Source organism: Sorangium sp. So ce367 (assembly GCF_051520455.1).
GTDB lineage: Bacteria > Myxococcota_A > Polyangia > Polyangiales > Polyangiaceae > Sorangium > Sorangium cellulosum_B.
The window spans coordinates 4959504-4972491 of record NZ_CP150334.1 but is presented as its reverse complement, the minus strand read 5'-3'; the positions used below and the strand labels follow the sequence as shown (position 1 = coordinate 4972491).

Here is a 12988-nt window from a genome sequence, read left to right as displayed (position 1 = left end):
CGAAGCATAGCCAGGCGTTCACGAGATCGGAACGCTGGATGGGGCGGTGGATGGGACAGTGGCAGGGGGGTGTGGCGGCCCGGTGACGGGCACGGCGTCAGGAGCCGATCCACCCGCGAGCAACCTGCGAGAGGCGGCGTGCCGCCGGGTCGGCTGGCGTCCCTGGTGCACGTCGGCTGCGTCCATGATGCACGGGGTTTGCATCGCGCGTCGCATCGCTGGTAAGAAGGCAACATGCAGCGCCTCCTCCTCTCGGCGGCCCTGGGTGCCGCGCTGATCGCCGGTTGCAGCACTCCTTTCCGAGACAAACGCACGCCTTCGGGCGAGTTCTGCAGCGACATGCACGTCGTGCCGGCGGGCCAGCTGCCCGATCGCGAGTACCATCGCCTCCAGCCGATCGCGAGCGATCCGACGGCCCGCACGGAGGCGGAGCGCCTCGAGTCGCTCCGCAAGGCCGCGTGCGCTGTCGGCGGCGACGCGGTCATCGAGGCGGTCAACGAGGAGGTCCGCACCGAGGACGGCCGCTATGCCAGCGTGGCGAGCGGGACGGCGGTGATCTGGGTCCGCCGCACCGAGGGAGAGGCGAAGCCGTTGACGTTGCACCCGGCGACGCCGCCCGCCGACTCGGCGGCGCCTGTGGAGCCGGAGGCGCCGCCGGCGGACCAGCCTGCTGCTCCTCCGGCTGCATCCGACGAGCCGTACGAGGACTCGCCCGCTCCCGCGGCCTCGGCCAAGCCGGGCAAGCCGGGGGCGAAGCCTGCGTCGCCCACCCCGCTGTCGTCGGCCAAGCCGGCTTCCTCTGCCCCGCCGTCGTCGCTCCCCCCGTCGTCGTCGGCCAAGCCCGCCACGTCATCGGCGCCCGTGAAGCCGGCGCCGAAGAAGTAAGCGCAGCAGAAGACGTAGAAGACGTCAGCGTCGCGCGGCTCCTACCGCTGTGACGCTGACGTCCGGTTGTCCTCTCCTCCCCTCGTAACGCGCCCTCGACCGCCAGCGCGCCCCTTCACATCCACCCCCTCGGGCCGGGCCCCCGGATCGACGCCCTCCTAGCGACTCCCCCCGCCTCCCGGAGCAGGCGGCTGGCTCGACGAGGACGGCGCCGGTGTCGGCGGCGCGGGCGCGGGGGTACCGGATCGCGGCAGCACGCCCGTGTTGCTCGGGAGGCCGCCCGCGTTGCCGCGGTTCGGCAGGGGGGCCGCGCCGCCGGGCGCCCCGCCCGCAGGCGGGAGAGAGGATCCGCCACTCGGCAGCACGTTCGACTTGAGGACCCCCTGCCCCGGCAGCGTGCCCTGATTGGGCAGCGTGCCCTGGGTCTTCTGCGGCAGCACCCCGCCGGACGGCAGGAGCTGCTCGCCCCCGTCGGGCGCGCCGGTGAGCGGCTTCGCCCCCGCGGCGCCGTAGCGCAGGATGCGGAAGACGACGCGCCGGTTCTTCGACGTCATGAACTGGCAATCGGGCGACAGCTGATCGTCGGGCCCCTGGCAGCCGGCGTCGTCGTAGATCGGCTGCGTGTGCCCGTAGCCGACCGCCTGGAGCCGCGAGGATTCGACGCCCTTCGCGATCAGGTACGCCATGACGCTCGCCACGCGGCGCTGGGACAGCGCCATGTTGTACAGGTCGGTCGCGCGCACGTCGGTGTGGCCCTCGATCCGCACCTCGCGGATGTCGGGGTTGTCGATCAGCACCTGCGCGACCGCTTCGAGGGTCGAGTTCGAGTCCTCGAGGATGATGTCCTTGTCGGTCGCGAAGTGGACCTGCTCGGTGATCACGATCTCGTCGCCCCGGATGAAGGCGAGCGGACAGCCGTCCTTCCCGTGCGGACCGGCGGGCTTGTCGGGGCACTTGTCGTCGCGATCGAAGATGCCGTCGCCGTCGGTGTCCAGGTCCGGACAGCCGAAGTTCTCGGGGCTCCCGGGCACGTCGGGGCAGCGGTCCGCGGCGCCGATGAGGCCGTCGCGATCCGGATCATCTTGTTCGCGCTGCTGCAGGCGGTTGATCTCCTCCTGCTCCTGGGAGGTCTTCGGCTGCCACGTGATGACGTTGAAGAACCGGATCGAGGGCGCGCCGAAGCCGCACGCCGCGCCGAAGCTCCCGCCGAAGGTGATCGTGATGCCGTGCTTGGTCTGCCAGCGCAGCCCGAGGAGCGCCTCCGCGGGGATCTGCCCCGGGTCGTCGGGGTAGCTCGTGAGCGAGGGGTACCCGTACACCTCGCCGATGACCGACAGGCCCCAGCTCTGAACGACGTACTGCTCGGCCGCCACGCCGAACTGCGCCATGTCGCCGACGCGCACGCCCGCGAACTGGTTGTCGGGCCGCAGCCAGATGCCAGCGTTCGCGGCGAGGAGCAGCCCGAAGTTGAACCGGTAGTCGCCGATGAGCGTAGCGCCGCCGCTCAGCGCCCCGTCGCTGGTGAACGCGTTCTGGTCGCCCGTGGGGAAGTTGAGGTTGCCCGAGATGGCCATCCCGAACCCCTCCTTGACCTGCTCCTTCCGGTTCAGGTACGGGAGCGAGATCTTCGTGGACAGGCGGAGATCGCCGACGGAGGAGCTCTTGACCGACCCCTCGGTGCCAAAGCGGCGGAGGTTGCCGCCCTCCTGGAAGAGGACGAGCGGCATGGCCATCGTGACGTCGAACACGTCGAAGAAGCCGATGCCCGCGAGGAGGGCGAGCTCGAGCCGCCCGGAGATGGCGTCGACGGCCTGCCTCGTGTCGTCGCCCGCGACGAGCAGCACGAGCGGGTCGGCCGCGATGTCGCTGTAGAGGCCGACGGTCGGCGAGAGGTTCCCGATGACCTCGGACTTCTGGACCATCACGAGATCGCGCGGGGCCGCTGCGGGGCGGAAGACCTGGGCATCGAAGCGCCCCTCCTCGGCGAGCGCGGGGCGCCCGGTGAGGAGCGCGGACAGCGCGAGGAGCGGGGCGAGGAGCGGACGCGTTCTCACGAGGCACCTCCGGTGCGCCGGCGGCGTGTTCGCTCGATCAGGGCCAGCGCCGCGAGGGCGACGAGCCCGGCGGCCCGCGGATCGGCGCCCTTCTGGCCGACGACCGAGACGCTGCAGATCTCGGCGAGCGTGCCGCCGCACGCGACGTTGTCGGGCATCGGGCCGAGCGCGCACTCCTTGGCGTCCGCCTCGTCGGTCCAGCGGCAGTGCTCGTTGCCGAGGCAGTCGAGGTTCGTCTTGCAGGAGATGTCGCAGGTGTTCGTCGCGAGGTCGCAGGTGTTGCCGCACGGACACTGCGTGTCGGCGTAGCACTCGACGCACTTCTTGCCGTCGCAGTGCGGGGTGTCCTCGCCGCAGGTCGCCATGCACCCCGGGTCGCACTCGTGGGTCTCGCGGTTGCACGTCGTGCCGGCGCATTGCTCGTCCGACGTGCAGCGCACGCAGACCGCGAGCTCGGAGAAATCGCCGAGGCAGAACGGCGTGTCGCCGCCGCAGCTCTCGCAGCGCGGCCCGCAGCGCCGATCCTTGACGCACTCCTTGCACTCGCCGCTCAGACAGTACTGGCCGTCGGCGCAATCCATGTCGTTGCGGCACGCGGCGCACGCCGTCCCGACGGGCCCGGGGAGGCAGAACGGCACCGGGGGCGACTGCGGGTCGTTCGGATCCTCGGGGTGCATGCAGTCGACGCAGCCCTCGCCGCAGCAGTTCGGCTGCGCGTTGCTCGGGATCTCGTCGACGCAGTGGCCCGTCGGGGTGTGGCACTTCTTGCCGTCGGGGCACTCATCGTCGACGAGGCACTCGACGCACATCGCGACGCCGCCCGGCTCGACCGCGGCGCAGTTCATCTGGGCGCCGCTGATGCCGTTCGGACAGCAGTTGCAGGAGTTGCCGGCGCACCGATCGGCCGTGTCGCACGGGACGCAGGAGTGCTCGACGCAGATCTCGCCCCGCGGGCAGTCCGGGTCGATGTTGCACTCGTACTCCTCCTTGCACTCGTGCGTCTCAGGGTCGCAGACGAAGCCGTCCTGGCAGTCCTCGCTGGTGCGGCACTCGGCGCACGCGCGGTTGCCGTTGAGATCGATGCAGAACGGCGTGTCGTTCAGGCAGCGCGAGCACGACTCGCCGCAGTGGAGCGCCGTGTCGCACGGGGCGCAGAGGGCGGCCTCGTTGCAGTAGTAGCTCCCGGGACAGCCATTGTTGTTGGGCTGGCCGACGAACCTGCGCTCGCACTGCTGGCACTGGTCCAGATCCGGGAACGACGGCGAGCCGGCCAGCGTCTGGAAGAACTGCGCCGGCCGGAAGAGGGTGAAGCCGTTCTCGCTCAGCTTCACGACGGGCGGCGTCTCCGCGGCGCGGTGGAAGTCCGCGAACTCCCCGACGAGATACGACATCTCGAGCGCCGCGTGCTCGGCGATCTCCGCGTAGTTGATCTCGAGCGGGTACAGGCCCGGCTTCTCGAAGGTGACGCTGTTGGTGAGGCGCCAGACCGGCAGGCCGAGCTCCGGCGCCTGGAGCAGGGCCACCTTCTCGGTCGTGACGCCATCGAAAAACGCGAGGCTCACGGCATCGTCGGCGTACAGGCCGAAATGGACCGGCCTGCCGGCGAGCTCCTCCGTGACAGCCAGGAACCCGCGAACACGGGAGCCAAAGATGATATCCGTGTAGTCTTCACGATCGTCCCACGGGAAGCTGCAGCCGCCGATCTTGCAGTCCGGCGACGACTGCCTGAAGTCGCCGTAACTCCGTGGCTCGCGATTCTGGCCGGCGGCGGCGTTGTTGTTGCTCAGATCCAGGAGCGTTCGAATGGTGTACTCGAGGCGATCGTCCTTGCGGCTGTCGATAAGTTCGTTGGTCTTTCCGATGAAATTCGGCAGGAAGGTGTCGATCGGCGGCTTGTCCGGGATGACCGACGCGGCGCAGAGACCGGTGCCCTCGACCGCCGGCAGCTCCTCGAGGGCGGGCGCTGAAACGACGATCGGTTGCGGCGTCGGCTTCTCCGCCTGCGCGTGCAAGGGCAACGGCAACAGCGCACACAGGGCGGCCGTGGCCAGCGCGACGCCTCGAATGCGCATGGCTCGCTCGCGGGTCCGCTGCGTCACCCGCGGGTCATCAGCACCCGAAGTCGAAAGCACGCTTCACAGGCTACCCGCTGCGCGCAGCGTTCTGCAAGAGGAAGGCGGCAAAACGCCCGCTCCTGATGTAGGGGACGGTCCTCTACCACCCGATGCTTCGACGTCGCCTGCGCGCGGGACGGCCGGCGAACCGCGCGGGCGATCGACCGCGCCGCGGTGGGCGGCATGAGCCCATTGTGACGAGAACGCCACGAGATCGACCTCTCACATGGCATCGGGGCGCCGCCCGTGCTGGATGATGCACGCATGGCGTTATCTTCGTCGTGGCGCGGTGCGGCGAGCCGTCCGCCGGTAACGGCCATGGCGCGTCCGTACGCCAGGGCCAACAGCCCGCTCGCGATCGAGGACGGCGCGGCGTAAAGGATAGCGCCCATGATCATGACCTCGGGCCTCGCCATCGTCACAGGCGCCTCGTCCGGCATCGGCGCGGAGCTCGCGCGGCAGCTCTCGGCGCGCGGGCAGCCGGTGCTCGCCATCGGCCGGCGGGCGCACCGTCTTGAGGAGCTCTCCGCGCGGGCGGGCGCCGCCGGGCACGCGCCCATCCACCCTCTTGAGCTCGACGTCGCCACCGAGGGCGCAGCCCTCCGCGTGCGGGATCGGGCGCGCGAGCTGGGCGGCGCGGCCTGGCTGGTCAACAACGCGGGAACGACGCGGCTCGGGCCCTTTCTGGAGGGCGACCCGGCGGCGCTGGCGATGCTGGTGCGGCTCAACTGCGAGAGCGTCGTCGCGCTCTGCGCGGCGATCGTCCCCGACCTGGTGGCCCGCGGCGGAGGGCGCGTGCTCAACGTCGCGTCGCTCGCCGCGTTCCAACCGACCCCGGGACATGCGGTATATGGAGCGACCAAGGCGTTCGTGCTTTCGCTCTCGGAGAGCCTGGCCGTGGAGCTCGAGGGGACCGGCGTCACAGTGACAGCGCTGTGCCCAGGGCCGGTGACCACGGAGATCTTCGACGTAGGCGCGCCCGGCGTGCCGCGCAGAAAGCTGCCGTTCGAGCTCACGGCCGAGGGCTGCGCGGCCTACGCCATCGCGGCGGCCGAGCGCGGCAACGTGGTCGCCGTCCCGACCGCATTGAGCAAGGCCACGGCCCAGCTCTCGCGCGTCCTCCCTCGCGCGGCGCTACGCCGGCTCTCGGCACGAATAGGGCTCTCGGTCCTCGGCTATGGCGCTCGGGCGCGAGGCGTCCGAGGCTAGGACGAGCGCCCGCATCGTCCCGGCGACGATCGAAACCAGGCTCCTGCGCGCCGCGTCAGTGTGATATCCTCCGCGCTAGCGTCGGGAACCTCGCCTTGCGGCTTCCGGGCGCGCACGAGCCCATGCAACGACAAGCACGACCTTACGCGCTCGCTTCCCTCCTCGGTCTGGGCCTGTGCGCCAGCGGGTGCGCGCAGCTCCTCGGTCTCGACGAGTTCTCCGACCAGGCGTCGGGCGGCACGGGTGCCGGCGGTCTGGGGGGCGCTGACCCCATGGGCGCCGGCGGCGCGGGAGGCGCTGAGGAGGAGGCGCTCACGTGCACGCCGGACGCTTCGGAGGTGTGCTACGCCGGCCCACTGGGCACCAGGAACAGGGGCGCGTGCCGGGAAGGGACGCGTACCTGCGGCGCCGACGGGACCTGGGGCGCCTGTGACGGCGAGGTCGTCCCCGCGGTGGAGCGCTGCGATGCCGCGGACGACGAGAACTGTGATGGATTCCAATGCATTGTCTGGGCGACCGGGTTCGAGCAAAATGGCAGCGCCGCGGCTTCCGCCATTGCGAGTGACGCTGAGGGAAACGTGTTCATCAGCGCAGGTTTTTCAGGGACGATCACGATCGCAGAGGAATCCTTCTCCTCTGCCAGTAGATCGAGCGATGTGCTGATCCTCAAGCTCAGTCCGGCCGGCGTCCCTCTCTGGGCGAAGAAGTTCGGCGATTTCGGCGTGGACAGTGTCACGGACCTTGCCATCGACTCCAAGGGAAACCTAGTTCTGATCGGCGAGAGCCCTCAGGGGGGAGTTGACTTCGGCGGTGGACCGCTTCCGGAGGGTCCGTTCATCGTCCTACTGGACGCATCGGGCGAGCATGTTTGGAGCAAAGGCCTGGGAGGCCGCGGCACACTCACCGGACTCGCCATTGACTCGAGCAACGACATCATCGTCACGGGGAGATTCAGCCTGCCCATCGATCTTGGCGAGGGACCGATCACGCCTGACGGCGAGGACATCCTCGTGGCGAAGCTCGACGGTGCCAACGGGCGCGTGAGCGGACCGGGCCACTGGGCGCGCACGTTCAACGGCTCGTCATGGTATGAAGCTGCCACTGCTGTCGCGGTCGATAGCTCGAAGAACATCTTCTTTCTCGGCTGGTCGGATAAGACGATCAATTTCGGGACTGACGATGTGCCGCTCCGAGTCGATGGCAGCGAGTTTGTCGTCAAGCTGACGCCAGCCGGGAAGTCCGCGTGGGCCAGAGCGCTCGACGGACCTGGCTCAGGCTCCGTGCAGCCGATGGACATCACGGTGGATCTGTCAAGCCGTCCTGTGATAGTGGGCTCGTTCGCTCAGAAGATGCAGATTGGCGAGCACACAGTAACCGGAGGAACCGGAACCGACAGCAACGTCTTCGTGGTGCAGCTCGAGGCGACCGGGATGCCCCGATGGTTGCGCGGGTTCGGAGAGGCTGTCAGCGTTCAGCACGCGTTTGGAGTCACTCGAGATCCTTCTGGTAACCTCGTTGTTGTCGGCACTGCGGAGGGAGAGGTCGACTTCGGCAGCGGCCCATTGAAAGCGCAGGGACTTCAGAACGCCTTCGTCGCCAAGTTCACGCCCGATGCAGAGCTCGTATGGAATCACCTCACGGAGAACACGGGCGAAGACAAGCTGCGCGTCGTCGCCACCTCACCGGACGGCGAGACGCTCATCGCGGGCACGACGACCGCTCCGCACGCCGACTTCGGCACGGGACCGCTGCCCGGCACCGGCGACGGGAATCGGACGCGCCTCGTCATCGCGAAGCTGGGCCGGTGATGTTGTTCCGGCAGCAGGCAGGGCTCGGTGCCTCGCGCGGCAGCGACTGGAACGCTTCGCGCAGCTCGCGCAGGTAGGTCGTCGCGAAACGCCCCACTGTGGCGCGTACGCCGCTGTGCTTGCCGCCCTGCAAGCCAAGTCATCGCCTCTCCACGGGAAGATCTCGCCCCGCCGGAGCCCGCAGGACGTGGCACCCACGTTGCTTCGCTCATCGAACACCCCGACACGGGGCCGGAGGTCATTCGATGAGCAAGATTCTGCGTGGGATCGCGGCAGGTTATGGCGCGAAGAAGCTCGGCGGCGGGTGCTTCAGCACCATCCTCATCTTCGTCCTGCTCTGGTGGGCGCTCGGCCACTTCGGCATCTTCCGCTGAGGGCCCGCCCGCGCGGCGCTCAGCGCGACCGGCCCTTCTTCCGCTGCGCCTTGCGGGCGAAGAACGCCCTCCGCGCGTCCGAGGACTTCGCGCTCTGCCGCTTCTTCACCTTCGGCGGCAGCTTCGCGAGCGGCACATCGCTCACGACGTCGCTCGCGCCGCGCGGCCCGCCGAGGAGGCCGCGCGGCGTGAGCGACGCGCGCTGGTACGTGATGAGCTCGCCCGCCTTCTCGAACGAGTCCTCGCGCACGCAGACAAGGCCCGCCCGCACCAGGCCGCCGAGGAGGTGCTCGAAGTCGCGCCGCTCGAGCGACCCGTCGGCGAACGCCTCGCGATAGAGGCGGCCGGTCGGCTGCTCGCTCTCGCGAAGAGCCGCCAGGATCTTCGCGATCGCCTGCGCCTCGTCGCGGCTCGGCGCCCGGAACTCCCGCGCCGCGCACGCGGCCGGCGCGCAGACGTCGCACAGGCCGCAGGGCTCGCCCGTGTCCTCCTGGTCGCCGAAATGGCGGACCAGGTGGAGCATGCGGCAGCCGTGGCCCTCGGTGAACCGCGCCATCTGCACGAGTTCGGCGAGCTTGTGGCGCCGCTGCGCCTCGTAAGGCCCGCGCCACCCCGGCTCGCCCAGGGCGACACCCCCGTCCGGATCCACGCGCGCGCCGCCGTGGATCCAGAGCTTCTCGAGGGCCTTGTCCGCCACTTCGGGATCGATGCCGAGATCGCCCAGGATCGCCTCCTTCGGGCGGGGCTCTTCCGATAGGACCTCTTCGATCCGCTGGAGCATCGCCGGATCAGGGTAGTCGCGCTCGTGGAAGAACTCGTGCATTCGCCGGTCGACATACGAGTGCATCAGCACGGCCCGCGAGGGGAGCCCGTCGCGGCCAGCCCGGCCGATCTCCTGGTAATACCCCTCGACGCTCCCGGGCAGCCCGGCGTGGATGACCGTGCGGACATCGGGCTTGTCGATGCCCATGCCGAAGGCGATCGTGGCGACGATGATCTCGGTGCTGCCGTCCAGAAAGGCCGCCTGGATCCGGTCGCGCACCGGGGGGGCGAGGCCCGCGTGGTACGCCTCGGCCGGGAGATCCTCCGAGAGGCCGGCGGCGAGCGCCTCCGCGTCCTTCCGCGTCCCGGCGTAGACGATGGCCGGCGTCCGGCCCTCCTGCCCGAGCAGCGCGCGCACCCGGGCGAGGCGCTCTCCCGGGCTGACCTCGAGGATCTCGATACCCAGGTTGCTCCGCCTGAAGCCGTGAATGAACCGCGCCGCGGACGCGAGGCCGAGCTGCTCGACGATATCGTCCTGCACGACCGGCGTGGCGGTGGCGGTCAGCGCGATGACCGGCGCCGGCCGGAGCGCCGGGAGACGCTGACCGAGCATCCGGTAATCAGGGCGGAAGTCGTGGCCCCATTTCGAGATGCAATGGGCCTCGTCGACGGCGACGAGCACGGGCTTCCGGCGGGCGAGCATCTCGGGGAACCCGGGCACGCGGAGCCGCTCGGGGGCGATGAAGAGGAAGTCGAGCGCGCCTTCGAGGTAATCGATGCAGGCCTTCCGCGACTCGGCCCGGCTCCGGCCGGAGTGGATCCGCTCGGCGGCGAAGCCGCATGCCCGGAGCTTGGAGGCCTGATCCTCCATGAGCGCGATGAGCGGGCTCACGACGAGCGTCGTACCGCCTCGGGCGATGCCGGGGAGCTGGTAACAGAGCGATTTGCCGGCGCCGGTGGGCATGACGAGCAGCACATCGCTCCCCGCGGCCGCCGTCCGGCAAACGGCCTCCTGGTAGGGGCGGAACGCGCTGAAGCCGAAGCACTGGTGGAGCAGCTCGACGAGATCCTCCGGCCGGCGCGCTGGAGACAGGGCGACCGCCGGCGAGGACGCCGTGCCCGCCCCACGCACCGGAGAGGACCCGATGGCCGCCGCACGCGCGGGCGACAGCGCTGCCGCCGCGGGTCGCGCCGGCGGCGACGCCGCTGCCGCAGGTCGCGCGGGCGTCGGCGCTACGGCCGCGGATCGCGCCGGCGGCGACGTCGCTGCCACAGGCCGCGCAGTCGACGGCGCTACGGCCACACGTCGCGCCGTCGCTGCCGCCGCGGGTCGCGCTGGCGACGGCGACGCCGCACGCGACCGCGCCTGCGCCCGAGCCGGCGGCGATGCTGCAGCCGCCGCCGCGACCGCATGCAGCGCGCCAGCCGGTGCGTCGCCCGGCACGACCCCTGCGCTGCTGCCCGGAGCGCGGCGAGGCGTCGCCTCGCGGCCTCGACCGGTCCCCGGCGCGGCCGCGCCGCGGCCACCCTTCGCGCGCGACCGCGCTTCGCCGCGCTCCTGAAACGGCGACACCCCGGCCTCCGGGGAAAGCGCACCGTCCCCGGCCGCGCGCCGCCCCGCGCTCACCTCCGCCACCACCTGGCGCACGTACGACTCGATGCCCGCCATGAACGACGGCAGATCGCCCCCGCCCCGGGCCATGCGGGCGAGCTTCGCCTCCCAGGCGCCCGTCATCGCGGGGCTCTTCACGTCCGCGTGGACGACCTCGATCAACCCGACGCCCTTGTCGGTCGCGTGCAGCAGCTTGCCCTGGCGCACGATGTACTCGCGCCGGAGGAGCGTCTCGATGATCGCGGCCCGCGTGGCCGGCGTGCCGAGGCCCGAGTCCTTCATCGCCTCGGAGAGCTCCTTCTCTTCGAGGCTGCTGCCCGCGGTCTCCATGGCGGTGAGCAGCGTGGCCTCGGTGAAGCGCGGCGGCGGACGCGTCTTCTTGGCCTGCGCCTCCGCGTCGAGCACGAGCTGCACCTGCCCCCTCGCGAGGCCCGGCGGGAGCCGCTGATCGGCGGTCTCGCGCTCGCCCTCCCCGCCCTCCCCGTCGCGCGCATCGCGTCCGTCACCGTCCGATTCGCCCTTCTTGCGCGGCTTCGCAGGCGCCTTGCCGAAGCCGATGTCGAGCACCTTCCACCCGACCTTCTCCACGACGCTGCCCGCGCTGTGGTAGCGGTCCACGATCGGCTCGCCGCCGCGCCCGCCCGCGCCGCCGCGCGTGGTGATAGCGGTGATGACGGTGGTGATCGACGTGACGTGATCCTCGTGCCACGCCGAGAGGAGGCGCCGGCAGATGAGATCGAAGATCTTCTGCTCGTCGGTCGAGAGCTCCGCGCGCGAGGACCGAGCCCCCGTGGGGATGATGGCGTGGTGATCCCCGACCTTGCCGTCGTCGACGAAGCGCTTGCCGAGCGGCCGAGCCCCCGTCCCCGGGGCGAGCATCCCCCGATACGAGCCCTCGATCGCCTGCACCACCGCGCCGAGCGTGGCCGCCACGTCCGTCGAGAGGTGCCGGCTGTCGGTGCGCGGATAGCTGATGAGCTTCCTGCGCTCGTACAGCGCCTGGGCCACCTCCAGCGTCTTCTGCGCAGAGAAGCCGTAAAGGCGGTTGGCGTGCCGCTGGAGCTCGGTCAGGTCGTAGAGCAGCGGCGGCGGGAGGCGGCGAGACTCCGACCGGACCGCCTCGATGCGTGCCTCGCCGCGCCGGGCCCGCTCGACGATGCGCCGCGCCTCCTCGCCGTCCGGGGGCAGGCGCCTCCGCGACGGCGCGGTCTCGGGCCGCTCGCCGGCGCCCGGCGGCTGGCCCGGGAGCGGTTTGTCGTTGAAATACGTGCCCTTGTAGGACTCGTCGGCCGCGCCCGAGCCGTCCTCCCGGAGCGGGCAGAAGGTCGCGACGACCTCGAGGTACGGCTCGGGGACGAACCGCCGGATCGCGAGCTCGCGCTCGACGACCATGGACAGCGTCGGCGTCTGCACGCGGCCGACCGAGAGATCCTGGTCGAAGACCAGGCTGTAGGCGCGCGAGAGGTTCATGCCGACGAGCCAGTCCGCCCGGCTGCGCCCGCGCGCCGCGTCGGCGAGGCCGTCGTAGCTGCGCGCGTCCCGCAGCCGCCGGAGCCCGTCGCGGATGGCGTCGGGCGTGAGGGACGAGATCCAGAGCCGCTCGACCGGCTTCTTGCACCCGGCCGCCTCGTAGAGGTACCGGAAGATGAGCTCGCCCTCGCGGCCGGCGTCCGTGGCGCAGACGACACGCTCGACGTCGCGCCGGCCCAGGACCTTCCGGACGATCTCGAACTGGGCCCGCGTCCCGGGGAGGACGACGAGCGGAAACTGCCCGGGCAGCATCGGGAGGAGGTCGAGGCGCCAGCGCTTCCAGGCGGGGTCGATCTGGTGCGGCTCGGCGATGGCGACGAGGTGCCCGATCGCCCACGTGACGACGTAGCCGCCGCCCTCGAGGAAGCCCTCGGCGCGCTTCGAGGCCCCGAGCACCGCGGCGATGTCACGGGCGACGGCGGGCTTCTCTGCGACCACGGCGATCATGCGGCGACCCTGTGAACCATGCGAAACGCGCGAACCATGCGAAACGCGCGAGAACCGAGGGCGGCGGGCGTCGCCCGCGCCTCGCGCAGGTGCGTTGATAGCGCGAGCCGCGGGCGGGCGGTATGGGGAAGCGAGCGGGCAGCGAGGCCCGCGCCCGACCGGCGCCTTGACACGCTGGCGCCGAGCGGGTTCA

Annotated in this window: 7 protein-coding genes; 4 read left to right on the top strand and 3 right to left on the bottom strand. The window is 70.9% G+C overall.

What is annotated here, in order from left to right; all coding sequences use genetic code 11:
- Window positions 1-234: 234 nt before the first annotated feature.
- A complete protein-coding gene (locus WME97_RS18935) occupies window positions 235-885 on the top strand; it encodes a hypothetical protein (protein ID WP_437553593.1) in 651 nt (216 codons plus the stop codon).
- A 158-nt stretch (window positions 886-1043) separates the two neighbouring features.
- On the opposite strand, the gene WME97_RS18930 is transcribed toward WME97_RS18935, so the two are convergent.
- Together WME97_RS18930 and traA are read right to left on the bottom strand one after the other, a co-directional pair.
- Window positions 1044-2939, bottom strand: a complete 1896-nt coding sequence (locus WME97_RS18930) for an OmpA family protein (RefSeq protein ID WP_437553591.1) — start codon at window positions 2937-2939, stop codon at window positions 1044-1046.
- Complete coding sequence (gene traA, locus WME97_RS18925; RefSeq protein ID WP_437553589.1) at window positions 2936-5011, bottom strand: outer membrane exchange protein TraA family protein; 2076 nt, start codon at window positions 5009-5011, stop codon at window positions 2936-2938. Before traA ends, WME97_RS18930 begins: the two co-directional genes overlap by 4 nt.
- 432 nt (window positions 5012-5443) lie before the next feature.
- Between traA and WME97_RS18920 the strand changes: the two genes are divergently transcribed.
- The 3 genes from WME97_RS18920 (at window position 5444) to WME97_RS18910 (ending at window position 8444) form a co-directional block, all read left to right on the top strand.
- On the top strand, window positions 5444-6262 hold the full coding sequence (locus WME97_RS18920) for an SDR family NAD(P)-dependent oxidoreductase (protein WP_437553587.1): 819 nt from the start codon (window positions 5444-5446) through the stop codon (window positions 6260-6262).
- A 122-nt stretch (window positions 6263-6384) separates the two neighbouring features.
- On the top strand, window positions 6385-8070 hold the full coding sequence (locus tag WME97_RS18915; RefSeq protein WP_437553585.1) for an SBBP repeat-containing protein: 1686 nt from the start codon (window positions 6385-6387) through the stop codon (window positions 8068-8070).
- Window positions 8071-8315: 245 nt separating this feature from the next.
- Window positions 8316-8444 carry a hypothetical protein gene (locus tag WME97_RS18910; RefSeq protein ID WP_437553583.1) on the top strand — a complete coding sequence of 43 codons (129 nt, stop codon included), beginning with the start codon at window positions 8316-8318 and terminating at the stop codon, window positions 8442-8444.
- Between the two features lie 19 nt (window positions 8445-8463).
- On the opposite strand, the gene WME97_RS18905 is transcribed toward WME97_RS18910, so the two are convergent.
- Window positions 8464-12795, bottom strand: coding sequence for a DNA topoisomerase 3 (locus WME97_RS18905; protein ID WP_437553581.1), 4332 nt, complete (start codon window positions 12793-12795; stop codon window positions 8464-8466).
- Window positions 12796-12988: the final 193 nt, after the last annotated feature.

Excerpts from the sequence above, each read along its gene's own strand:
- WME97_RS18935 (WP_437553593.1), top strand. The coding sequence starts at position 235 with ATGCAGCGCCTCCTCCTCTCGGCGGCCCTGGGTGCCGCGCTGATCGCC.
- traA (WP_437553589.1), bottom strand. The coding sequence starts at position 5,011 with ATGCGCATTCGAGGCGTCGCGCTGGCCACGGCCGCCCTGTGTGCGCTG.
- WME97_RS18920 (WP_437553587.1), top strand. The coding sequence starts at position 5,444 with ATGATCATGACCTCGGGCCTCGCCATCGTCACAGGCGCCTCGTCCGGC.
- WME97_RS18915 (WP_437553585.1), top strand. The coding sequence starts at position 6,385 with ATGCAACGACAAGCACGACCTTACGCGCTCGCTTCCCTCCTCGGTCTG.
- WME97_RS18910 (WP_437553583.1), top strand. The coding sequence starts at position 8,316 with ATGAGCAAGATTCTGCGTGGGATCGCGGCAGGTTATGGCGCGAAGAAG.
- WME97_RS18905 (WP_437553581.1), bottom strand. The coding sequence starts at position 12,795 with ATGATCGCCGTGGTCGCAGAGAAGCCCGCCGTCGCCCGTGACATCGCC.